This window comes from Parasphingomonas frigoris (assembly GCF_036663815.1).
GTDB lineage: Bacteria > Pseudomonadota > Alphaproteobacteria > Sphingomonadales > Sphingomonadaceae > Sphingomonas.
The window spans coordinates 668,561-692,540 of sequence record NZ_JAXOJQ010000002.1 but is presented as its reverse complement, the minus strand read 5'-3'; the positions used below and the strand labels follow the sequence as shown (position 1 = coordinate 692,540).

19 protein-coding genes are annotated in these 23,980 nt (G+C 66.5%); 9 read left to right on the top strand and 10 right to left on the bottom strand.

The genetic code is table 11. The features are described 5' to 3' along the window. Positions 1–211 precede the first annotated feature (211 nt). On the top strand, positions 212–3,034 hold the full coding sequence (locus U1872_RS08680) for a TonB-dependent receptor (protein WP_332792481.1): 2,823 nt from the start codon (positions 212–214) through the stop codon (positions 3,032–3,034). 79 nt (positions 3,035–3,113) lie between these two features. On the opposite strand, the gene U1872_RS08675 is transcribed toward U1872_RS08680, so the two are convergent. From U1872_RS08675 to U1872_RS08660, 4 genes are all read right to left on the bottom strand, one after another. Then, positions 3,114–3,515 (bottom strand): VOC family protein, encoded by a 402-nt coding sequence (locus tag U1872_RS08675; RefSeq protein WP_332792480.1) that lies wholly within the window; start codon positions 3,513–3,515, stop codon positions 3,114–3,116. Positions 3,516–3,617: 102 nt separating this feature from the next. Beyond that, the gene (locus tag U1872_RS08670) at positions 3,618–4,079 is read right to left on the bottom strand and encodes a YaiI/YqxD family protein (protein ID WP_332792479.1); all 462 of its coding nucleotides are present in this window, start codon (positions 4,077–4,079) and stop codon (positions 3,618–3,620) included. Further along, positions 4,076–6,820 (bottom strand): [protein-PII] uridylyltransferase, encoded by a 2,745-nt coding sequence (locus U1872_RS08665; RefSeq protein WP_332792478.1) that lies wholly within the window; start codon positions 6,818–6,820, stop codon positions 4,076–4,078. The genes U1872_RS08670 and U1872_RS08665 overlap by 4 nt, the downstream gene beginning before the upstream one ends. 139 nt (positions 6,821–6,959) lie before the next feature. Then, positions 6,960–7,247 carry a hypothetical protein gene (locus tag U1872_RS08660; protein ID WP_332792477.1) on the bottom strand — a complete coding sequence of 96 codons (288 nt, stop codon included), beginning with the start codon at positions 7,245–7,247 and terminating at the stop codon, positions 6,960–6,962. A 263-nt stretch (positions 7,248–7,510) separates the two neighbouring features. Here U1872_RS08660 and U1872_RS08655 point away from each other — a divergent pair, with 263 nt between their 5' ends. Beyond that, on the top strand, positions 7,511–7,789 hold the full coding sequence (locus tag U1872_RS08655) for a hypothetical protein (protein WP_332792476.1): 279 nt from the start codon (positions 7,511–7,513) through the stop codon (positions 7,787–7,789). Positions 7,790–7,805: 16 nt separating this feature from the next. Here U1872_RS08655 and mutS read toward each other — a convergent pair whose 3' ends face one another. Further along, on the bottom strand, positions 7,806–10,379 hold the full coding sequence (gene mutS, locus U1872_RS08650; RefSeq protein ID WP_332792784.1) for a DNA mismatch repair protein MutS: 2,574 nt from the start codon (positions 10,377–10,379) through the stop codon (positions 7,806–7,808). Between the two features lie 192 nt (positions 10,380–10,571). Further along, on the bottom strand, positions 10,572–12,089 hold the full coding sequence (locus U1872_RS08645; RefSeq protein WP_332792475.1) for a class I SAM-dependent methyltransferase: 1,518 nt from the start codon (positions 12,087–12,089) through the stop codon (positions 10,572–10,574). Positions 12,090–12,278: 189 nt separating this feature from the next. On the opposite strand from U1872_RS08645, the gene U1872_RS08640 reads away from it, so the two are divergent. From U1872_RS08640 to U1872_RS08620, 5 genes are all read left to right on the top strand, one after another. Beyond that, positions 12,279–14,537 carry an NADP-dependent malic enzyme gene (locus U1872_RS08640; protein ID WP_332792474.1) on the top strand — a complete coding sequence of 753 codons (2,259 nt, stop codon included), beginning with the start codon at positions 12,279–12,281 and terminating at the stop codon, positions 14,535–14,537. Positions 14,538–14,654: 117 nt separating this feature from the next. Beyond that, entirely contained in the window at positions 14,655–15,647 is a 993-nt protein-coding gene (locus U1872_RS08635) for an acyltransferase family protein (protein WP_332792473.1), read from the top strand. Further along, positions 15,647–16,867, top strand: a complete 1,221-nt coding sequence (locus U1872_RS08630) for an alpha/beta fold hydrolase (protein ID WP_332792472.1) — start codon at positions 15,647–15,649, stop codon at positions 16,865–16,867. The genes U1872_RS08635 and U1872_RS08630 overlap by 1 nt, the downstream gene beginning before the upstream one ends. 154 nt (positions 16,868–17,021) lie before the next feature. Beyond that, a complete protein-coding gene (locus U1872_RS08625) occupies positions 17,022–18,326 on the top strand; it encodes a glycoside hydrolase family 130 protein (RefSeq protein WP_332792783.1) in 1,305 nt (434 codons plus the stop codon). 55 nt (positions 18,327–18,381) lie between these two features. Continuing rightward, a complete protein-coding gene (locus tag U1872_RS08620; RefSeq protein ID WP_332792471.1) occupies positions 18,382–19,005 on the top strand; it encodes a retropepsin-like aspartic protease family protein in 624 nt (207 codons plus the stop codon). A gap of 119 nt (positions 19,006–19,124) precedes the next feature. Here the strand turns inward: U1872_RS08620 and U1872_RS08615 are convergent, their stop codons facing one another. Together U1872_RS08615 and U1872_RS08610 are read right to left on the bottom strand one after the other, a co-directional pair. Beyond that, a complete protein-coding gene (locus U1872_RS08615; protein ID WP_332792470.1) occupies positions 19,125–19,913 on the bottom strand; it encodes an SDR family oxidoreductase in 789 nt (262 codons plus the stop codon). A 144-nt stretch (positions 19,914–20,057) separates the two neighbouring features. Further along, positions 20,058–21,203: an acyl-CoA dehydrogenase family protein gene (locus tag U1872_RS08610; protein ID WP_332792469.1), complete on the bottom strand. Its 1,146-nt coding sequence runs from the start codon at positions 21,201–21,203 to the stop codon at positions 20,058–20,060. 146 nt (positions 21,204–21,349) lie between these two features. Here U1872_RS08610 and U1872_RS08605 point away from each other — a divergent pair, with 146 nt between their 5' ends. Then, positions 21,350–22,180: an SDR family NAD(P)-dependent oxidoreductase gene (locus tag U1872_RS08605; protein WP_332792468.1), complete on the top strand. Its 831-nt coding sequence runs from the start codon at positions 21,350–21,352 to the stop codon at positions 22,178–22,180. Positions 22,181–22,187: 7 nt separating this feature from the next. Here U1872_RS08605 and U1872_RS08600 read toward each other — a convergent pair whose 3' ends face one another. Then, positions 22,188–22,667 (bottom strand): hypothetical protein, encoded by a 480-nt coding sequence (locus tag U1872_RS08600; protein WP_332792467.1) that lies wholly within the window; start codon positions 22,665–22,667, stop codon positions 22,188–22,190. Between the two features lie 204 nt (positions 22,668–22,871). On the opposite strand from U1872_RS08600, the gene U1872_RS08595 reads away from it, so the two are divergent. Continuing rightward, entirely contained in the window at positions 22,872–23,399 is a 528-nt protein-coding gene (locus U1872_RS08595; RefSeq protein WP_332792466.1) for a CHAP domain-containing protein, read from the top strand. A 33-nt stretch (positions 23,400–23,432) separates the two neighbouring features. On the opposite strand, the gene msrB is transcribed toward U1872_RS08595, so the two are convergent. Next, positions 23,433–23,924, bottom strand: a complete 492-nt coding sequence (msrB, locus tag U1872_RS08590; RefSeq protein ID WP_332792465.1) for a peptide-methionine (R)-S-oxide reductase MsrB — start codon at positions 23,922–23,924, stop codon at positions 23,433–23,435. Positions 23,925–23,980 lie beyond the last annotated feature (56 nt).

Below are 23,980 nucleotides of genomic sequence, written 5' to 3'. Positions count from 1 at the left end.
CGCCTCCGCGCGCCGGCCCGGAGGCTTTTCCAGCATTACGTAGCGTCATTCCGGGTGAGCCTTCGCGCGCGCGGCTGGGCCGGTGTGGCCATACTACATCACCTATCTTCTAAATCGTGTTTCCGCAGGGCTTTTTGCTTTACGCTCAGCCCTGCGTAGCTATTCGGAGGGACAATACCCAAAAAACTAAAAAACGTTGGAGAGTTCTGAAATGCGCAAAACCGCGTACTTATTGTCGGTCGCTGCCGTCGCCATCTCGGCACCTGCTTTCGCCCAGACTGCCCCTGCCACCACGCAACAAGACGCGCAGGCCGGAACGCCCGCCACCGCTCCCGCCGCAGCTCAGGACAACAACGCCGGCGACATCATCGTCACCGCGACGCGCCGCTCCGAGCGGCTCTCGAACGTGCCGATCGCCGTCTCTGCGGTCGGGCAGGAATCGCTGCAGAATTCGGGCGGTTCCGACATTCGCGCGCTCAACCAGCTGGCGCCGTCGCTGCTGATCTCCTCGACCGGCAGCGAATCGAACGCGTCGGCGCGGATCCGCGGCGTCGGCACGGTCGGCGACAATCCCGGTCTCGAGAGCTCGGTCGCGGTGTTCATCGACGGCGTCTATCGTAGCCGCACCGGCGTGGGCCTGAACGAGCTCGGCGAGATCGACCGGGTCGAAGTGCTGCGCGGCCCGCAGGGCACGCTGTTCGGCCGCAACGCCTCGGCCGGCCTGATCAACATCATCACCGCGTCGCCGAAATTCACCTTCGGCGGCTATGGCGAAGGCACGTACGGCAATTACGACCAGAAGCGCATCGCCGCCGGCCTGACCGGGCCGATCACCGACACGCTCGCCTTCCGGCTCGACGGTGTCTACGTCAATCGCGACGGCTTCTATCGCAACGTCACCCAGAGCGGCAACGAAGCGCGCGTCAACGATCGCGACCGCTATTTCGTCCGCGGGCAATTGCTGTTCAAGCCGACCGCCGACCTCAGCATCCGCGTGATCGGCGACTATTCGCACCGCAACGAAAGCTGCTGCGGCGCGACCTATTACAGCCAGAAGCAGACGGTCGATCCCACCCCGGACGCAGCGGCCGCCAATGGCGCGGGCGTCAATGCCGATGGCGCCGTGTCGGTCACAGCCGCCAATCCGATCGTCGACATCCTGCGCCGCGCCGGTGCGGCTTACCCGCTCGCCGGCAACACGCCAGGCACCTTCAACCGCGAAGTCGCGATCACGCCGGGCCAGACCTTCCGCAACACGACCGTCGATTATGGCGGCTCGCTCCAGGCGGACTGGAACCTGGGTGGCGCGACGCTGACCTCGATCACCGCATACCGCGAATACAAATCGGGCAATGCCGGTGACGTCGATTACACCAACGTCGATCTCACCCACCGCGCGGCCGACGGCAACGCCTACCGCCAGTTCCACACCTTCACGCAGGAAGCGCGCCTGCAGGGCTCGGCGTTTGGCGACAAGCTCGATTGGCTCGTCGGCGGCTTCTATTCGAAGGAGGATCTGCGGGTCGTCGACAACGTCGTGTTCGGCTCGCAATATGGCGAGTTTGCGGCGTGCCGCCTGGTCGCCAACATCAGCCAGAATGCCGCGCTGCAGAACAACACCGCGCCGGGCTGCCTCTCGGCGCTTGGTCGCGGGACGATCGCTGCCGCATTCGGCCCGCTCGCGCCGTCGGTGCTCGGTGGGCTCGATCGCCTGACCGGTGGCCCCGGTCTCGGCGGCGGGGTCAATAATGTCGGTGACCAGGGTTCGGTCTATCGCCAGAAGAGCGAGAATTACGCCTTCTTCACGCACAACATCTTCCACATCACCGACACCGTCTCGCTGACGCTCGGCGCGCGCTACACGCACGAGCAGAAGACGTTCAGCGCGAACTTCAACAACAACAATACCGTCTGCCCGGTCCAGCAGGCCAATCTGTCGCCGCTGCTCGCCAGCGCTGCGGTTCCGGCGGCGGCGAAGGCCTATATCGGCGGCATCCTCACGCTGAGCTGCACCGGCAACTCGTCGTCGCAGCTCAACACACTCAACCTGCAGAACAATTTCGGCGAAGGTAAGGTCACCGGCACCGCGGTCCTGTCGTGGAAGCCGATCCCCAGCCTGTTGACCTATGCGTCCTACGCCAAGGGCTACAAGTCGGGCGGCTACAATCTCGATCGCTCGCCGCTCGGCGGGGCATCGGGCGTGTTCGGGCCGCGCAGCAACGCCGACGCGGCGGGGCTGCGTTTCGCGGCGGAAACGGTCAACAGCTATGAATTGGGCGCCAAGTTCAAGACGCGCGGCTTCAGCCTCAACGTCGCGGCGTTCCGTTCGGAGTTCAAGAACTTCCAGCTCAACACCTTCAACGGCTCGGTCTTCGTGGTGCAGAACCTGGTCGGTTGCACGACCAGCCTCAACGGTGGCGACAGGGACAATCTCGCTGCGACCGGCCAGTGCACCGGCAAGGCCGACAAGCCCGGCGTGATCTCGCAGGGTGTCGAGCTCGAAGCGACGATGACGCCGATCCGCCAGTTCCAGGTGACCGCAGGCTACACCTTCGCCGACACCAAGATCGCGCGCAATCTGGTCGGCAATTCGGCCGGTGCACCGCTCGATCCGGCGCTGTTCCTGCTGCCCGGTGGCCAGCTCTCCAACGCGCCGCGCCATGTCGTGACCACGTCGGCGGCGTGGACCCCCGATCTCGGGTCCAACGGCCTGTCGGGCCTGGTCTATGTCGATAGCCGCCTGACCTCGGACTATAACACCGGCTCGGATCTGGCGCCGGAGAAGAAGCAGGACGGCTTTGCGCTGGTCAACGCCCGCGTCGGCATCCGCGGCAAGGATCAGCTGTGGGCGATCGAGTTCTGGTCGCAGAACGTCTTCAACAAGCAGTACATCCAGGTCGCGTTCAACACGCCGTTCCAGGGTGCGGGTTCGTCGGCCAACGTGGCTAATTTCGGCGGCACCGGCAACGCGCTCTATTCGGCCTTCCTCGCCGAGCCGCGCACCTACGGCGTGACGCTGCGCTCGCGCTTCTGAGCGGAGCACTGTCGGCATGAAAAGGCCCGTCGCTCGGTCGCGAGCGGCGGGCCTTTTTCCTGTGTCGATCGGCCAGAAGTCAGGGCGCTGGCTGGTCGACCGGCGGCGTCGGCTCCCACAACTCGATCGGATTGCCCTCCGGATCGTGGATCCGCACGAAACGGCCGACCGCCGGGTCGTTCCAATCGTCGTTGGTGATCACTTCGATCCCCGCGAGGTCGAGGCTGATCGTCAGCCCTTCGAGATCGCGCACACGCAGGTTGAGCATATAGGGTTTGTCGCGCGTGAAATAATCGGTGTCGTCCTTGAACGGGGCGAACACCACCGGGCCGCCCTGGGCCTGCCACGCCCATTCGTCGGGCGCCTCGCCTTCGACCGAGACACAGCCCGCGCCGATTCCGAGATGCTTGCGATACCATTCGGACAACGCGTCCGGATCCTTGCTGCGGAAAAACAGGCCACCAATTCCAACTACTGGCATCGATCGTTCCTTTCCTGCGGCGCCGCGAGAAGCGGGCGAGAATCGGTGCTATAGCAGATATTTACGAGACGTGGGTTGGCTTACGCGCTCGCGCCCGACGTTTCAGCGTGCGCGGAGCAAGCGCGCCAGCGCCAGATCGAGCGCCGACAGGAAGCGCGATCGATCCTCCTTGCGGAACGGCGCCGGTCCGCCGGTCTGCTCGCCGCCCGCGCGCAGATCGGCCATGATCGCGCGCACGGCAATCGCACTGCCGATCGAACTCGTCGTGAAGCTCTTGCCGGTCGGGCCGATCACCACCGCGCCGGCCTTGAGGCAGCGGTCGGCAAGCAGGATGTCGGCGGTCACCACCACGCTGGCGTCGTGCGCATGGTCGGCGATCCAGTCGTCGGCGGCATCGAACCCAGCGTCGACCACGATCCGGCTGATCAGCGGGTGCACAGGAATGCGAAAATGCGCATTGCTGACGACGATCACCGGCACCTCGACGCGGTATGCGACGCGGTAGATCTCGTCCTTGACCGGGCAGGCGTCGCCATCGACCAGGATCTGTGGCGCAGCGCTCATGCCGCGTCGGCCATCCGTTCGCCCGCGGCGGCGGCGAGCAGCCGGCGCTCGATCGTCTTGAGCCGCGTCGAAGCGGCGATCTTGTCGCCGGTCAGGTCGGTCAGGTAGAAAGTGTCGACCGCGCGCTCGCCATAGGTCGCGACATGCGCCGAATGGATCGTCACACGCGACTGGAACAGCGTGTAGGCCAACTGGTGGAGCAGCGCCGGCCGGTCGCGGGCGTTGACCTCGATCACCGTAAAACGGTTCGACGCCTTGTTGTCGATCAGCACGTTGGGCGCGATCGCGAAGGCTTCGGCGCGCGGGCGGGGGAGGGGTTTGGCCATCAGCCGGTCGATCATCTTGCCGCGATTGGCGAGCGCATCCTCGATCGACTGCTTGAGCCGCTCCAACTGCGTCGCCTCGTCGAATGGACGGCCGAACGGATCCTGGACGAGGAAATTGTCGAGCGCCATGCCGTCGCGCGTGGTGTGGATCCGCGCGTCGATGATGTTGCCGCCCGCCACGCTGATCGCGCCGGCGATGCGGTAGAACAGGCCGGGATGGTCGGCGGCGTAGATCGTCACCAGCGTCGCGCCGCGTTCGGGATAGACTTGCGCGGCGATCGACAGTTGCGCGTCGCCGGCCTCGGCCACCAGACGGGCATTGCGCGCGATGACGTCTTCGGGCTCGGCCACCCAATAGGGTTCGGGCAGGCGGCGGACCAGCGCGTCGAACTGCGCGGGCTGCCAGCCCAGGAGCTCCCGGAGCGCTTCCTGCTTGACCGCGACGCGCTCGCTCCGCCCCTTCTGCTTGTGCCCGAGCCGCAGCACTTCCTCGGCGAATTCGTAGAGCGTCGAGAGCAATTGCCGCTTCCAGCCGTTCCATACGCCGGGGCCGACCGCGCGGATGTCGACCACGGTCAGCACCAGCAGCAGGCGCAGTCGCTCGGGGCTCTGCACGACCTCGGTGAAGTCGAGGATCGTCTTGAAGTCCGACAGGTCGCGTTTGAAGGCGGTCGCCGACATCAGCAGGTGGAAGCGCACCAGCCAGGCGACCGTCTCGGTTTCGGCCGGGCTGAGCCCGAAGCGCGGGCAGAGGCGATGCGCGACTTCGGCGCCGAGCACCGAATGGTCGCCGCCGCGCCCCTTGGCGATATCGTGGAGCAACACCGCGACATAGAGCGCGCGCCGCGACACGATCTGGTGGAGCAGCGCCGACGCCAGCGGATGGTCGGTCGTGAGGTCGCCATGCTCGATCTTCGAGAGCAGCCCGATCGCGCGAATGGTGTGCTCGTCGACCGTATAGTGGTGGTACATGTCGAACTGCATCTGCGCGACGACGCGTCCGAAGTCGGGAACGAAGCGGCCGAACACGCCGGCTTCGTTCATCCAGCGCAGCACCGTCTCGGGGTCGCGCGGACTGGTCAGCACGTCGAGGAACAGCGCGTTGGCAACCGGATCCTGGCGGATGTCGTCGGCGAGCTTCGCGTCGCGTGCCGCAGCGCGCATCGTCAGCGGATGAATTTCGAGGCCATGCTTGTCGGCGAGCGCGAACATCTCGAGCAGCCGCGTCGGCTTTTCCGCCAGAAATCCGTCGTTCGGGATCGCGAGGCGTCCGCGGATCACGGTGAAGCCGTTGAGCTTGCGCGGTGAGCGCCGCAGCACCGGCAGGCCAAACCGCCGCCCGCGCGCGGCGAACTTCTCGTCGAGATGCGCGAGGAACACACCGGTGAGGTCGCCCGCGGTGCGCGCCTGCAGGAAGTAGAATTGCATGAAGCGCTCGACCTTCGATTTGCCGGGGCGGTCGGCAAAGCGCATCCGCTCGGCAATCTCGCGCTGGAGGTCGAACGTCAGCCGATCCTCGGCGCGGCCCGAAATGGCGTGGAGGTGGCACCGCACCGCCCACAGGAAGTTTTCGGCGCGGTGGAACTGGCGATATTCGTCACGGCTGAGCAGCCCGGCCTCGACCAGCTGCGCGGGCTCACTGACGTTATAGGCATATTTGCCGATCCAGAAGAGCGTGTGCAGATCGCGCAAGCCGCCCTTGGCTTCCTTGACGTTCGGCTCGACGACATAGCGCGTGTCGCCCATCTTGCGATGGCGCACGTCGCGCTCGACGAGCTTGTCGGCGATGAACTGCCGCGCGGTGTCGGCCTGTACCTCGCTCTTGAAGCGCCGCGCCGCCTCTTCGTACAAGGCCATGTCGCCCCATACGAAGCGCGCCTCGAGCAAGGCGGTGCGGATCGTCACGTCGCTCTTGGCCTGGCGCACCATCTCGTCGAGCGAGCGGCTGGAGTGGCCGACCTTCATGCCGAGATCCCACAAGGCATAAAGCATCGTCTCGATGACCTGCTCGGTCCAGCCGGTCTGCTTCCACGGCGTGAGAAAGCCGACGTCGACATCCGAATAGGGGGCCATTTCGCCGCGGCCATAGCCGCCTACCGCGATGACGGTGATCCGCTCGGCCGCGGTCGGATTGCCGTTGGGATAGAGCCGCTGGATCGTGAAATCGTAGAGCAGCCGGAGCAGCTGGTCGGTCAGGAACGCCTGGCTCGCGGCGATTTCGAGCCCGCGCGAGGGATGTTCGATCAGGCGGCGGGCGATCTCTTCGCGACCGGCATCGAGCGCTGCCTTGAGCAGCGTGGTGCCCTGTGCACGCAAGGCGGCCTTGTCGCCTTCGAGTGCGGTAAGCGCATCGGCAAGACTGCGCCGGTCGATGATCGCACGGCGCTGCGGGACGGATTCGAAGCGGGAGGCCATTCGCCGCAGATAGGGGGTTCGGGCATCCGCGTCCACGCGGGCGAATGCTGCGCCGTGACCGAGCGATCGTCGCAACCGAAAACGCCCCGCCATTGCTGGCGGGGCGTTCGGCATCGTACGATGATTAGGCGTGGTCGGCTTACTTGTCGTCGTCCTTGACGCCAACGGTGGGCACGTCGACCGTGGTCTTCTTCGTGCCGACGACCACTTCCTTCGACTTCACGTCGACATCGGGAAGCGCGCCTTCCTTGGCGCTGACATTGATCTTGGGGAGCTCGCCACCCTTGACATCCGCGCTCCAGAAGCCGGTCGCGAACAAAATCCCGACCACGACAAGCGCGAGGACGATGATGCCACCGACGACCATCCCGGTGTTGCTCTTCTTCTCGACATAAACACGGTCGGTGGTGTCGCGATACTCAGCCATTGTAACTCTCCCGTTTAAACCTGGGAGCACAACCGCCGTTTGACTGGAAATGTTCCAAGCGGGCTGACGTTTGTCTTTGGCGGGATCGTCCGCTGGCTCCGAACTGGCGCGCTGCGCCATGAAGTGGCGGAAATTCCGTTGACCGCCGATCGACCGGATGCGCCGCACGAGGGCAGGGCGGTGTATTATGCAAATGGCACACTTCTCGCATGGGGGCCCATGGCATCGGATCGACCGCTGCCAGATCATTCCGGGAGCCCGCCATGCCGCTATCCTTTCCGCTCGTTGCGCTGATCCTCGTTTCGGCGGCCGACCCGACCACGAGCGTGGCGCCGCACCGCAGGACGATCACCGACACCTATCGGGTCAGCTATCAGCCGCGGTCTGACCGTTATTGTCTGCGCGTCTTCGCCGATCCGGCGCCAGCCGATCCGCGGCCGCAGAGCCCCCCCGACCCATGTCGTTCGCGGGCGGGTTGGGTGAAGGAGGGGATCGTCATCACCGATCCGGCACGCGATCGGGCGATGGCAAGCCGGCGCTAGGCGCGGCGATCGCGCGTCACTCGCGCGCGAGCGCCTTGAGCCGGTAGAGCGTCTCGAGCGCCTCGCGCGGGGTCAGCGCGTCGACGTCGAGCGTCTCGACCTCGGCGCGGATCGCGTCGCATTGCTCCTCGGCGACCTCGATCGCGGCGGCGAACAGCGGCAGGTCGTCGAGCCCGGCAGCGAGTCCGCCGGTCTTGGCGCGGCCGGCCTCGAGCTTGCTCAGCACCGCCTTGGCGCGTGCGATCGTCGCGGGCGGCAGCCCGGCGAGCCGCGCGACCGCTAGGCCGTAGCTGCGATCAGCCGGGCCTTCGGACACTTCGTGGAGCAGGACGAGCTCGCCCTTCCATTCGCGCGCGCGGACGTGGTGGAGCGTCAGCGCGTCGCAGCGCTCGGCGAGCCGCGTCAGCTCGTGATAATGCGTCGCGAACAGGCAGCGGCAGCGATTGTCCTCGTGGATCGCCTCGACCACCGCCCAGGCGATCGCCAGCCCGTCGTAAGTCGATGTGCCGCGGCCGACTTCATCGAGGATCACGAAGCTGCGCGGCGTCGCCTGCGCGAGGATCGCGGCGGTCTCGACCATCTCGACCATGAAGGTCGATCGGCCGCGCGCGAGATTGTCCGACGCGCCGACGCGGCTGAACAGTCGGTCGACGAGGCCGAGCGTCGCGGCGCTGGCGGGGACATAGCTGCCGGCCTGGGCGAGCACAGCGATCGCGGCGTTCTGGCGCAGGAAGGTCGACTTGCCGCCCATATTGGGCCCGGTGACGAGCCACAGCCGCGAGTCTTCCGACAGGCGGCAGTCGTTGGCGACGAAGCGCTCGCCACGCTTGGCGAGCGCATCCTCGACCACCGGGTGCCGCCCGCCGACGATGTCGAAACACGCATGGTCAACAAGGGCAGGGCGCGCCCAGCCCCCTTCGGTCGCGCGCTCGGCAAGACCCGCCGAAACGTCGAGGCGCGCGAGCGCGTCGGCGGTGGCGGCGACCGCTTCACGCTTGGCGAGCGCGGCCTCGATCAGATCCTCTAGATGCGCGGCTTCCGCCGCCAGCGCATGCGCGCCCGCCTGCGTGACCTTCAGCGCGACCTCGTGCAGTTCGGGCGCGTTGAAGCGGATCGCGCCCGCCATCGTCTGGCGGTGGGTGAAGCCGGTCTCAGGCTTCATCAGCGCATCGCCGAAGCGCGCGGGCACCTCGATATGATAGCCGAGCACGCCGTTATGCCGGATCTTTAGCGCGGTGACGCCGGTGCGCGTGCGGAAGTCCGCCTCGAGCGCGGCGATCGCGCGGCGGCCGCCTGCGCCCGCATCGCGCAGATCGTCGAGCGCGGCGTCATAGCCCGGCGCGATATAGCCGCCGTCCGAGGCGTCGATCGGTGGCGAGGCGACGAGCGCGCGCGTCAGCAGGTCGATCAGCGCGCCATGGCCGCGGAGCGCGGGGGCGAGTTCGCCGAGCAGGGGCGGGGGCTGGTCGATCGTGCCGAGCCGTTCGCCGAGCCGCCACGCGCCGTCGAGCCCGTCGCGCAGCTGCCCGAGATCGCGCGGAGACCCGCGCCCTGCGGCGAGGCGCCCCAGCGCGCGACCGATATCGGCCATGCTGCGCAGCGTGCCGCGCAACGCCTCGCGCAACCCCGAATCCTCGGCGAGCAGCGTGAGCAGATCGAGCCGCGCCTCGATCCGGCCGCGATCCATCAGCGGCGCGCCGATGTCGGCGGCGAGCAAGCGCGCGCCTGCGGCGGTGACGGTGCGATCGACCGCGTCGAGCAGGCTCCCCTTGCGCGCGCCGGTGGTGGTCTGCGTGAGCTCGAGGCTTTCGCGCGTCGCCGCGTCGATCGCCATCTGCTGCGTCGTCTGGGCGAGGCGTGGCGGGCGCAGGAAGGGGATCGCGCCCTTGGCGGTATGGTCGAGATAGGCGACGAGTCCGCCCGCTGCGGCGAGCGCGGCACGGCCGAACTGGCCGAAGCCGTCGAGCGTCGCGACGTCGTACAGCGCCTTGAGCCTTGTCTCGCCGCGGCCGCTGTCGAAATCGGCGCGGGGGCGCAGCATCGTCGCGGCCTCGCCAAACGCCGTCGCTTCCGACGCGATCGTCTCGGCCGGCGAAAGCCGCGCGAGTTCGGCGCCCAGACTGGCGGCATCGCATTCGATCAATTCGAACCGCCCGGTCGAGATGTCGGCGGCCGCGACCGCGACGCCGCCCGCCGCCTCACCGATCGCGACGCACCAGTTCGCGGTGCGCGCATCGAGCAACGCTTCCTCGGTCAGCGTCCCCGCCGTCACCACGCGGACGATCGCGCGCGAGACGAGCGTCTTGCCGCTCCGCTTCTTGGCCTCGGCCGGGCTCTCGGTCTGTTCGGCGATCGCGACGCGGTGCCCGGCCTTGATCAGCCGTGCAAGGTAGGCGTCGGCGGCGTGGACCGGCACGCCGCACATCGGGATCGGCACCCCGTCATGCTCGCCGCGCGCGGTCAGCGCGATGTCGAGCACGGCGGCGGCGATCTTGGCATCCTCGAAGAACATCTCGAAGAAATCGCCCATCCGGTAGAACAGCAGGCAATCGCGCGCGTCCGCCTTGAGCGCGAGATATTGCGCCATCATCGGGGTGGGGGTGGCGGGCGCAGAGGCGGTGGGAGCGGCTGGCATTGTTGCTCGGTAGCGAAGAAATTTGGGCGCGTCATGCCGCGCGCAGGTCGGTCCTCGCCAACGGGCCGCGCATAGCGATGTTTTGAAGACGCAATCGGACGCCGCCACGCTGCAGCGGTGCGCGAACCGAGAGCTTGGTAGACACCCTCAATCGTCATCCAGCCGCCGAATCGTCGGGATGCTCACGGTCCAATCCGATGCGCCATGCGGAAACGCACGAATTTCCAAGTCTTGCGGATCGGTCTCCGCCACGAATTGATAGCGTAGCAGCCGCACCTTCCCCGAGCCGTATGCGCGGACGCGCGTTCGAAACAGCTTTTCGACGCCAGCGCCATGGACCACATCGACCGTGAGATGCCCCGATGGGCCGAAATGCCAACGCGACGCTTCATGCTTGGCGAGCAGCGAAACCTCATATCGACCGGCGACGACGCTGGTGCGAGGGCCATGAACCAGCGCGCCACCGTCTCTTTGTGTTTGGCGAAAGGCCGGTCGACCACACAGCGTCGTCGGCGCGCCAAGTGTGCTGCGATACTGCTGATCGACCGCTATCGCTCCCGTCTTATAGACTTCGTGAAACCCGAGGTGGCGGGCCTTGGCCAGCACGTCTTGACGCTTTCGCTCGGTGCGGGTCGCGATGCCGATTTCGCCGCCGTCATAGCCACCGGTCAAAAAGGTCAGCGCGAAGCCGCTGCGTTCGAAACACTCTCGAATGAAGCTGTGCGACCAGCCCGATTCGAACCAACCGTTCGCGCGCGCTACGAAGAGCGATACGGGGTCAAGGCGAATGCCCCAGTGCTTCCACCATATCGCCTGGATCGGCTCGCCGACGAACGCGATGACGCCATCGGGATCAATCTTGGTAGCGAGGTCCGCAATCAGCTTCCACGGACGAAGATTATGATGGAGCGCCTGCGAGAAGAAGGCGCCGGCATAGTGATTGTCCGGGAGGGTAGAGAGATCGTCGAAATTGAGATCCAGACGCGTGATATCCAAGTCCCGGACCGTGCTGCGCTCCCGGCTGAGGCGTCCGAGATCGGCGTCGATATCGACCGCATGGACCACGCAACTGGCATAAGCGAGCACCTCTGACCCGAGACCGTGGCCTGCACCCATGTCGAGGATCGTCGGCCGATCCTTCAAGCATGCCAGCGCTAGCATCGTCGAGATCGAGCGAACATATTCCGCCGCGAGCGCACAGTCCTGGATTCCCAGGGGATTTGGCGCTTTGTAGAGACTCTCGATATCGTCGCCATGGAGCTCCCCCAGTCCTTGATCCAGGGGACGACCAGCGATCTCGCTATAGAGGGCCATCTGCTGTTCGAAATAGGCGTCGGAATAGGGGGACAGCGTTTGATCGACCTTCGTTTCAAAAACGAGATCGATCGGCTCATACTTCGCGACGATATCGGGGTTTTGATACCCGCCAGGGGCGCTTTTTGCATCCTCGACATATTGGGCAAGGTCGGAAGTGTGAAGAGCGGGCATAAAGGCTCCAGTGGCGCGATGCCCGTTTGTTAGCATGTTGAAATTACGAATAATATCCGGGTTTTTGTTGAACTTATATGACGGCTGCCTGTAAAACTTGAGAGGCGCCTGTTCGACCGCGAGGGCCCGGCCTCGCGCATGGTCGCCTGTCTGACCGCGCGTGGCGCGTTCCACCATCGGTAGCTTTGCTTGGATAAGCACCCCCCGGGTTCGGCAAGGGGCGACAACAGGGCCAAAGCGGCGTGGCCATCACGGATTCTGGATCGCATCGGGAGCGCCTGAAGCGGCTTTGATCGCCGTGGCTGCGATTAGGGGCGTTCCCATTGTGGCCGACTCTGCCTAAGGCAGGCGCCACAGGAGTTGTTCATGTCCGAAGATTCGAACCTTCAGTTTTCCGAGCGCGAAGCGCTGCTGTTCCATTCCGAGGGTCGTCCGGGCAAGCTCGAGATCATCGCCTCCAAGCCGATGGCGACGCAGCGCGACCTCGCGCTCGCCTATTCGCCCGGTGTTGCGGTGCCGGTACTGGCGATCGCCGCCGATCCCAGCCTGGCGTACGACTACACCGCCAAGGGCAACCTCGTCGCGGTGATCTCGAACGGCACCGCGATCCTAGGGCTCGGCAATCTCGGCGCGCTCGCGTCGAAGCCGGTGATGGAAGGCAAGGCGGTGCTGTTCAAGCGCTTCGCCGATGTCGACGCGATCGACATCGAGCTGAAGACCGAGGACCCGGACCGGCTGATCGACGCGATCGAACTGATGGAACCGAGCTTCGGCGGCATCAACCTTGAGGATATCAAGTCGCCCGAATGCTTCATCATCGAGCAGACGCTGCGCGCGAAGATGAACATCCCCGTCTTCCATGACGACCAGCACGGCACCGCGATCATCTGCGCCGCCGGACTGATCAACGCGCTGTTCCTGACCGGCCGCGACATCAAGACCACCCGGGTGGTGATGAACGGCGCCGGCGCGGCGGCGATCGCCTGTGCCGAACTGATCAAGGCGATGGGCCTGCCCAACGACCATCTGACGATGATCGATCTCGGCGGCGTGATCTATCAGGGCCGCGACGACATCAACCAGTGGCAGTCGGCGCATGCCGTCAACACCTCCGCGCGCACCCGCGCCGAGGCGCTGGTCGGCGCCGACGTGTTTATCGGTGTTTCGGCGGCGGGCGCGCTGCCGGCGGCCGACCTGATGAAGATGGCGCCCAAGCCGATCATCTTCGCGATGGCCAATCCCGATCCCGAGATCACCCCGCCCGAAGCCAAGGCGGCACGCCCCGACGCGATCATCGCCACCGGGCGCTCGGATTATCCGAACCAGATCAACAACGTGCTGTGCTTCCCGTTCATTTTTCGCGGCGCGCTCGACGTGCGCGCGACGACGATCAACGACGAGATGAAACTCGCCGCGGCGCACGCCTTGGCGGCACTCGCGCGCCAGCAGGTACCCGAGGAGGTCGCCGTGGCGTACGGCGTGCGCCACACCTTCGGTCCCGATTACATCATCCCCGCGCCGTTCGATCCGCGGCTGATGGAGATCGTGCCGGTCGCTGTCGCCAAGGCGGCGATGGATTCGGGCGTCGCGACCAAGCCGATCCTCGACCTCGAGGCGTATCGCGAGAAATTGAAGGCACGGCTCAACCCGACCACCTCGGTGCTGACGCTGGCGTATGAAGGCGCCAAGGCGCATCCCAAGCGCGTGCTGTTCGCCGAAGGCGAGGAGGAAGTCGTGCTGCGCGCGGCGATCGCGTTCAAGGATGGCGGCTACGGCACGCCGGTGCTGGTCGGGCGTGACGACGTTCCCGAGCGGCTGCGCGCATTGGGCGTCACCGATCCCGACAGCTACGAATTGCACAACAGCCGCAAGTCGCCGCTGGTACCGCGGATGGTCGACTTCCTCTATGGCCGCCTCCAGCGCCGCGGCTATCTGCGCCGCGATTGCGAGCGGATGATCAACCAGGATCGCAACATCTTCGGCGCGGTGATGCTCCAGCTCGGCGAGGCTGATGCGATGATCACCGGCATCACGCGTACCTATGCGCACACGATGCGCGAGATCCGCCGCGTGATCGATCCGGAGGCGGGGCGCACGCCGTTCGGCATCCATCTGATGGTCGGGCAGAGCCACACCGTGTTCATGGCCGACACCACCGTCAACGAACGCCCCAATGCCGAGGAACTCGCCGATATCGCCGAGGGCACCGCGCTCGTCGCCAAGCGGATGGGCCACGAGCCGCGCGTCGCGTTCTTGAGCTATTCGACCTTCGGCAATCCCGAGGGCAATTGGCTTGACGACATCCGCGCCGCGGTGAAGGTGCTCGATGCGCGCAAGGTCAGCTTCGAATATGAGGGCGAGATGGCGCCCGACGTCGCGCTCAACCCCAAGCAGCTCGCCAATTACCCGTTCGCGCGGCTGTCGGGCCCGGCCAACGTGCTGGTGCTGCCGGGGCTGCAATCGGCGAACATCTCGGCCAAGCTGCTGCGCGAGCTCGGCGGCGACGCGGTGATCGGGCCGATGCTGATCGGCATGGAGAAGTCGGTGCAGATCGCGCCGATGACGAGCACGGCAAGCGAGCTGGTGACGCTCGCGGTGCTGGCGGCCGGAGGCATCGCGCGCTGAGCAGGCCGGGCGGCGCCGACCGACGAACCGGCGTCGGCCCGCCCGCCGTAGCGATTTCGTTAACCTAGGTATGTCAGACGGTTAGCGCGCACATCGGGTGGCGCGGGGACGCCGGCGATGAAGCTTGCGATTGCGGAGACGAGCGCGCACCGCAGCGGCGGAATCGACCTGTTTCGCGGCCTGCTCGTCGTGCTGGTGATCCTCGGTCATTTCTCCGAGCTGACGCAGCGCGAAAGCTTCCTGACCTGGGTCGGCCTCGGCTTTCGCATGCCCTTGTTCATCGGACTGAGCGGCTATCTGTTCAACCTCGAACAGGCCCGCGCGCTCCCGCTTGCGGCGTTCTTCGGCAAATATTACCGGCGGCTGATCCTGCCTTGGCTGACCGCGTGCGTGGTCGTGCTGACGCTGACCGACGCGATCGACTGGCTCGCGCCGTGGAGCATCGTCGCGCAACCGCCCTTCCATCTCTGGTTCGTGCCGGTATTGCTGAGCTTCGTCCTGATCACGCGGGGCTGCGGATTGAGCCCGGCGGCAATGCTGGCGATCGCGCTGCCCGGCAGCATTGCCGCGATGTATCTGCTCGGCGCGGGCCATGCGGTCGCGCCGTTCGCGCTGTGGATGCCCGACCGGCGCTACTTCATCTATCCGGTCTATTTCGTGCTGGGGCTATGGGTGGCGCGACGCCCGTTCGATCCGCGCGGTCGCTGGTGGTCGCTGGCGCTTGCGTCTGTCGGGCTGTTATGGTGGTGTCGGCTCTATGATCATCCCTCCCTCCCAGGCGAGGTCGCGGCTGCCTTGGTGATGTGTATGCCGGTCATCGGCCTGTTCCCGTGGCTCCGCCAATCGGCCCTGTCGCTGCCCTTGATCGTTCCGGTCGGCCGCGACAGCCTGTTTTTCTATCTCTGGCACCCGCTCGCCTTCGCGCTGTGGATCTCGCTGGGGATGTCGGGCGGGTCCTTGCTCGCTTTGGCGTTTGCGCTGATCCTGCTGGCGTGGCTGTTGGCGGCACGGATCGCCCCGCTGGCGTTCGTGCTCGGCATCAACCCCCGTGGACCGCGCCCTCGCGGAACGGCGGCGCCGAATGGCGACGCCGCCACCGGAGGCGCGTGATGCCGCGCCTGCTTCCGCTGTTGCGCAGCGGCGCGATGACGATCGCCTGGCTGATGATCCTGCCGTGCTTCGTCATCCTGCTTTCGGCGATCGCCCCGATCGTTCCGTGGCTGCGCATCTATGCGGTGAGCGTCGTCCCCAACGACGCCACGTGGCTGTTTCTGTGGTCGTTCGTCGGACTCATGATAGGGCTGCTGGCCTATGCGAACGGCAAGACCCGGCTTGCCCTCGCGCTGATCGTGATCGGCGCGACCGCGACGCTGACGACTGCGGCGGTGATCCTGCATTTGCTCTATGTCGCGCAGAGCAACGGCGCGCGGATCGATGTCGTGCGCGCCTTGTCGGTGCGCGAATTCAGCACCGGCGCGCAGCCCGACGAGAGCCACGTCTATTCGCGCCCGCAGGGCGAGGCGCTTTGGCTCGACGTCTATCGCGCGCGCAAGGCCGCCGCCAATGGCCTCAGCCCGGTGATCGTCAACGTCCATGGCGGCGGTTTCTTCGAGGGTAGCCGCAGCTTCGGCGCGGCCAATCTGCGCTGGTATGCCGACCAGGGGTGGACCGTGATCAGTATCGATTATCGGCTCGCCCGCGACGACCGGCCGACCTGGAACCTCGCGAGTGGCGATGTCGAGTGCGCGCTCGTCTGGACCGCGGCGCATGCCGGCGCGCTCGGAATCGATCTCGACCGGCTCGCGCTGATCGGCGGTTCGGCCGGCGGGACGCTCGCCATGTCGGCCGCTTATGCGATCGACGCGAAGGAGGGCGAGCCGCGCTGCGGCGGCAAGATGCCGCACGTCGCCGCGGTGGCGGTCAAGGTGCCGCTGATCGATGCGTTCGGATCGTGGTACAATCCGGGCGAATTGCAGCCGCTGCAGCGCTCCTATCTCACGCGCTTCCTCGGCGGCCCGCCCGAGCAGTTTCCCGAACGCTATGCCGCGGTCGACCTGCGGCCAAAGCAATATCCGAGCAATCCGCCGACGCTGATCCTTGGCGGCGCGGCCGATCCGCTGCTGCCGCCCGCGGCGGCGCGCGAGTTCACGCGGCGTGCGACCGCCGCCGGCCTCAACGTACGCCACATCCTGTTTCCCTATTCGGGGCACGATTTCAACACGCGCTATGATGGGATCACCAACCAGGCATTGCGGCAGATCTTCGCGCAATTCCTCGTCGCGCACCATGTCGGGCCGGGGCCGGCGCGATCGACCCGCGCCAAACCCTAAGTCCGACGTTACAAAGCGTGATCGGCGGATCGTCCACCGGCCTCGGTCGTTGAGCGGCGCGGGCGTGTCAGCCACTATCGAAGGAACCAGGATGCCGGACGGCCAGCACAATCTCCAAGCCGCACCCTCGTGGTCAGCGTCATCCGATCCCGCAATGGCGCACGACACGATCCTGCACCCGATCCTCGACCATGCCGACGTGCTGCTGCGCCCCGATCCGGCGCGCACCGTGGTGCGCCCGTTCGCGCTCGAATATCCTGCGGCGTTTCGGGTCGAAGGGCACAGCCGCACCGAGGTCATCGTCGAGCGGGTCTTCACGCTCGACGAGGCCGCGTTGGCGGTCGAGCTGGCGTTGGTGACCGACTCGCTCGACGAGCGGCATCGCGACGTCGATGCGATGCTTATGCGGCGCTACGACGAGATCGCCGCCATGCTTCCGGACCATCCGACCGCGACGCCGGCGCAACGGCGGTTGATCGGCGCCTATTTCAGTGAGGAATTCTCGTACGAGGCGGCCGCGCTGTTCAACCCCAGCGCGGTGCTGTCCCCCGACCAGACCGCCGCCCCGGACGGCGGCGTGCGCTTCGTCCTTTCGCTCCGTGGGATTGGCGAGGGCCATGTCTCGTCGGTCGCGTTCCGCAGCGGCAGCTGGGTTCCCGGCGGCAATCTGACGATCGACCCGCCGAGCCCGGTGGCCGTGCCGCCGATCATCGAGGGAACCAGCGTCGAAGCCGGTGCGGTGGTGACGTTGCGGGTCGACCGCAGCCGCGAGATTTCGGAGACGGTGCTGTTTCCGGTGTTGCCAAGCCAGCGCCAGGGAATCGAGGATCTTCGCCTGGTGCGCTTCACCGACGACGACGGCACGATCGCCTATCACGGCACCTACACCGCCTATAGCGGCGCCGCAGCGCGCCCCGAATTGCTGTCCGGCGATGGCTCGGAGACCTTCATCATGCGTGCGCTGACCGGAGACGCGGCGGGCGCGAAGGGCATGGCGCTCTTTCCGCGACGTGTCGGAGGCCAATATCTCATGCTCGGAAGGCAGGACAGCGAGAGCATCTGGCTGCACCGCTCGGACGACATCCTCCACTGGGAGGGCGGCGGCAAGATCGTCAGCCCGCGCTACCCGTGGGAGTTCGTCCAGATGGGCAATTGCGGGTCGCCGATCGAGATCGACGAAGGCTGGCTGGTGTTCACCCACGGCGTCGGCACGGTGCGCAACTATTGCGTCGGCGCGTGCCTGCTCGACAAGGCCGACCCGTCCAAGCTGCTCGCGCGCACGCCCGAGCCGATCCTGCGGCCGAGCCCGGCCGAGCGCGACGGCTATGTGCCCAACGTGGTGTACAGCTGCGGTGCGCTGGCGGTCGGGCGCGACATCCTGCTGCCGTACGGGGTGGCGGACAATTTCACCGCCTTCGCCACGACCACCGTCGATCGGCTGCTCGGCGCGATGGAGTAAGCGCACCGCTTCGGTCAGCCTTCATAAAGGCGGGCCGCGGCATTATATCCTGATCGTGACCTATCTCCCCGATCTTGGCCCGCAAGGCCCGCTCTATCTGCTCGTCGCGGGCGTCATCGCGATCATGGTGCTGGCGCGGCGTATCCCGGTGTTCGGGCGCTTGCTGTCGTTCGTGATGACGACCGGGGCGATCGTCGTGGTCGCGCTGCTGGTGTTCGAGCGCGCGCAGTTCGACCCGATGTTCGCGCGGATGGCGCAGCGCTTCCAGATCGGCGGGCAGCAGGTCGTCGGCAAGGAAATGCGCGTGCCGATGGCGCCCGACGGGCATTTCTGGGTGCGCGTGAAGCTCGGCGGGATCGAGCGGCGGATGCTGGTCGACAGCGGCGCGACGGTGACTGCCATCTCGGCCGATACTGCGGCCGCCGCCGGGATCGAGCCGAGCGACTCGCTGATGCCGGTGGTGATGCAGACCGCCAATGGCAACGTCACCGCGCAGACCGCGACCGTCCCGGTGCTGCGGATCGGCAACGTCGTCGCGCGCGATCTGCCGGTGGTGGTGTCGCCGGCGTTCGGCGAGATGAACGTGGTGGGGATGAACTTCCTGTCGCGGCTGAAATCGTGGCGGGTCGAGGATGGCGTGCTGATCCTCCAGCCGCATCATCCGCAGGAAACGACGTAGGCAGACCGTCACCCCGGCCTTGTGCCGGGGGCCACCAGGTTGCGAGCGTACCGATCCATGCCGGAGGCTAGGTGTGTGCTGCACGGTGGACCCCGGCACAAGGCCGGGGTGACGACGTGTTACGCGTCGATCGACGTCCCCACCGCGGCATGCACCAGGCCACCATCGACCGTGATCGTATCGCCGATCACATAATCGCCGGCGCGCGATGCGAGATAGATCGCCGCGCCCGCCATGTCCTCGTCGACGCCGATGCGCTTGGCCGGGATGCTCTGCGCGATCGCCGAGCCATGGTCGCGCGCCGCCTTGTTCATCTCGCTGGCAAAGGCGCCCGGCGCGATCGAGGTGACGTTGATGTGATCGGTGACGAGCCGCGCCGCCATCCGCTTGGTAAGATAGATCAACGCCGCCTTCGACGCCTGATAGCTGTACGTCTCCCACGGGTTGAGCCGCTGGCCGTCGATCGAGGTGATGTTGATTACCTTGGCGGGTTGTCCCGCGCTGGCGGCGGCCTTGAGCGGTTCGTGGAGCGCCTGCGTCAGGAAGAAGGGCGACTTGACGTTGAGGTCCATCACCTTGTCCCAGCCCTTTTCGGGGAACTGCTCGAACGGTTCGCCCCAAGCGGCGCCGGCATTGTTGACGAGGATGTCGAGCCTGTCGGTATGCTCGGCCAGTTGCGCGGCGAGCGCCTTGCAGCCGGCGACGGTCGAGACGTCCTGCGGTAGCGCGATGCACTTCTCGCCGAGCTCCTTGGCGGTCTCGAAGCAGGCATCGGCCTTGCGCGCGGAAATGTAGACGGTCGCGCCTTGCGCGATGAAGCCGGCCGCGATCATCTTGCCGATGCCGCGCGAGCCCCCGGTAACGAGCGCTATGCGTCCGTCGAGGCGGAACAGGGTGGTGGTGTCCATTTTTCTTCCTTCTTCTCCCTCTCCCCGCTTGCGGGGAGAGGGTCGGGGAGAGGGGCTGTACTGAGAGCGCGCCGCACTGCCCCTCTCCCGCGCGTCGCTTCGCTCGCTTGCCCTCTCCCCGCAAGCGGGGAGAGGGAGAGAAGGTCACCCCCCGCGCTTGATCGTCTCGCGCGCGATGATGATCTGCTGGATCTGGCTGGTGCCTTCGTAAATCCGGAACAGCCGCACGTCGCGGTACAGCCGCTCGATCCCGTAATCGGCGATGTAGCCGGCACCGCCGAAGATCTGCACCGCGCGATCCGCCACGCGGCCGACCATCTCGCTCGCGAAATATTTGGCGGCGGCCGATTCCATCACGACGTCCTTGCCCGCATCCTTGGCGGCCGCGGTCTCGAGCACCATCGCGCGCGCGACCAACGCCTCGGTCTTAGAATCGGCGAGCATTCCCTGGATCAGCTGATGCTCGGCGATCGGCTTGCCGAACTGCGTCCGCTCGGTGGCATAGGCGACGCAATCGGCGATCAGCCGCTCGGCCACCCCGACGCACACCGCGGAAATGTGCAACCGCCCGCGGTCGAGCACGCGCATCGCGATCTTGAAGCCCTCGCCCTCCGCACCCAGCCGGTTCTCGGCGGGGACAACGACATCGTCGAACACCACGTCGGCGACCTTGGCGCCCTTCTGCCCCATCTTCTTCTCAGGCTCGCCGATCGACACGCCGGCGAGATCGCGCGGCACGAGGAAGGCCGAGACGCCGCGCGCGCCGGGATCGTCGCTGGTCCGCGCCATCACGGTGAACAGGTCGGCCTTGTCGGCATTGGTGATGTAGCGCTTGGTGCCGTTCAGCCGGTACGACTGCCCGTCGAAGGTCGCGCGCGTCTTCACTGCGCCCGAATCCGATCCGACGTCGGGTTCGGTCAGCGCGAAGCTGGTAATGATCTCGCCGCTCGCGATGCGCGGCAGCCACGCCGCTTTCTGCTCGGCATTGCCCGCCATCACGAGCCCTTGTGAGCCGATCCCGACATTGGTGCCGAAGGTCGAGCGGAAGGCGGGGGTGGTGCGGCCGAGCTCGATCGCGACCTTGGCCTCTTCGAGCATCGTCAGGCCGAGTCCACCATATTCCTCCTCGATCGACAGGCCGAACAGCCCCATCTCGCGCATGTCCTGCACAACGTCGGCAGGGATCGCATCGGCTTCCTCGACCGCGGCTTCGAGCGGGCGCAGCCGCTCGGCGACGAAGCGGCGCACCGTGTCGATCAGCGCGTCGAAGGTTTCGGGGTCGAGGGCCATGGGTCTGTTGTCCGTGGTGGTGGCGCGAGCCGCAGCGATGCCCGATCCTGCTGCAGCTCGCAAACCCGAAATTCCAAAATCATCGCATCTGCCCGCATTGACCAGCGGAAATGCCGTACTAAGCTGCGCAAAACGAGGAGAATGCAATGCGTTTCGCGGGCAAGCGGGCCGTCGTCACCGGCGGTGCATCGGGGATCGGGCGCGCCACCGCGCTGCGGCTGGCAAGCGAAGGCGCCGAGGTGTGGATCGGCGACATCGACGTCGCCGGCGGGCAGGAGATTGCCGATACGTCGAACGGCCGGATCCATTTTCTGCGCACCGACGTGCTCGAGGTGACCGACATCGCCGCTCTGGTGCAGGCGGCGGACGATGCCGGCGGGCTCGACATATTGTTTAACAATGCCGGCGCGGGCGGCGCGCGCGATCCGATCGAGGCGATCAGCGCCGAGGATTGGGATCGCACGCAGGCGCTGCTGCTGCGCTCGGTCGCGATGGGCATCCGCTACGCCGCGCCGATGATGATCGCACGCGGTACGCGCGGCAGCATCGTCAACACCGCGTCGATCGCCGCGCTCGAAGCCGGCGCCGCGCCGACCGCTTATTCGGTGGCGAAGGCGGGCGTGCTGCATCTAACGACGATGGCCGCCGCCGACCTCTCGCAGCACGGTATCCGCGTCAACGCGGTGTGCCCGGGGTTCATCACCACCAATATCTTCACCGCGGCGATGGGGATCGTGGGGGACAAAAAGGCGCCTGCCGACGCGATGATCCAGCGCATTGCGGCCCACGCACAGCCGCTGCAGCGCGCCGGTACCGCCGACGACATTGCCGGCGCGGTCGCCTATCTGGCCAGCGACGATGCCGCGTTCGTGACCGGCACGCATATCGTCGTCGATGGCGGGATGACGATCGGGCCGCGCCACAGCTGGGATCCCAAATCGCCGTCGCTGTTCGCGAGCCTCGAAGCCTTCAAGTGACGGCGGCTCAGTCGCCGGTCTGGCGGACGAAGCCGCTCGACACCCAGCCGGACTTGCACGGCCCGGCATAGGCCTGCGGCGCGGCGACCGAGACGGTGACACCGCAATCGGTGGTCGGCGCGTCGGCCGGCGCGACGACGACGCCGTGCCAGCGCTGGTCGAGCGAGCGCGAACACAAATACAGCTTCGCACCATCGGGAAGGCGGGTGACCTCGTCGGCCTCGGCAAAGGGCGCGGCGCGGACGGCGAGATAGCGCTCGCCCGACGGCGACAGGTTCACCACCTGCCCGACGCTCGCGCAGGCGCGAAAGGCGGGGCCACCCTCGCCGATACGAACGGGCTGGACCCCCGGAGTCAGCGTTGCGGCGTTGGCCTGATAGAGCTCGGCGTCATTGTCCGGCGCCGCTTCGCGCGAACAGCCGGCGAGCAGCGCCGAAGATAGCAACGCGAGGATGGTCAGGCTGGCAGATCGCACGATGCTGTTCATGCGGTGATTCTTAGCGCTTCCGGCGCCGCTTGGCGAGCGCACAGACCAGAAGAGGCCACGTCCGGACCGGTTGGACGGGCAGTCATCGTACGGTCAACTCACTTCATCGGAAAAGGTTCCATTCATCGGGGCGACAGGGTTTCCAGCGGGCCGCCGACCTGCTTTGAGACACTCAACGAGTTCAAACGACCTTTGGGGGGTCACATGACATTCAAGGCTTTGACAGCGCGTTTTGCGCTGGTGGTATCATGCGCCCTGCTGACGGCGACCCCTGCGATGGCGCAGTTCTGGCAGTGTGCGCCGTTCGCGCGCGTCGTGTCGGGGATCGACCTGCACGGCAACGCCAACACCTGGTGGGGCCAGGCCGCCGGCCGCTACGCCCGTGGCCATGCTCCCAAGGTCGGCGCAGTGCTCGCTTTCTCCGCGACCAGCCGGATGCGCATGGGCCATGTCGCGATGGTCAGCGAAGTGGTGAACGACCGCGAAGTCCTGCTGACCCACGCCAATTGGTCGCGCCGCGGCGGCGTCGAGCATGACGTCCGCGCAATCGACGTCTCGGCCAATGGCGACTGGAGCGAAGTCAAGGTGTGGTACGGCCCGCAGGGTGGCCTCGGCACCTCTGCCTATCCGACCAAGGGCTTCATCTATTCGGCCAAGTCGACCGGCGACGACACGCAGGAGCGTGGCACGCCGATGATCATGGCGTCACTGTCGAACGATCGTCACGGCTGATCGACCTCCCGGCCGTAGCCGGGGAGCGGGGGATCAGGCCTTGCCCGGCGTGAAGGTCATCGCCACGCCATTCATGCAATAGCGCAGGCCCGTCGGCTTCGGGCCGTCATCGAACACATGCCCGAGATGCCCGCCGCAGCGGCGGCAATGCACCTCAGTCCGCGCCATGCCGAGCGAACTGTCGGTGCGCGACTTGACCGCATTGGCGAGCGGCGCCCAGAAGCTCGGCCAGCCGGTGCCGCTCTCGAACTTGGTCTTCGACGAGAAAGCGGGCAGCGCACATCCGCCGCACGAGAAGATTCCAGCGCGATGCTCCTTGTTGAGCGGGCTGCTATACGGCGTTTCGGTGCCTTCATGGCGTAGCACGGTATACGCGGCGGGCGAGAGCTTGGCCTTCCACTGCGCATCGCTCAGCGTCAGTTCGAATTTCTCGGGCGGACCCGCGCTCGCGCCCTTGCAGCCGAACAAGGCAAACGCGGCGGCACCGGTGCTGGCGAGGGTTAGGAAATGGCGGCGGTCGTGCATCGGTCGGATCCTCTTGGCGTCACAGTCCCTATACGCTCGGGCTACGGGATAGTTAC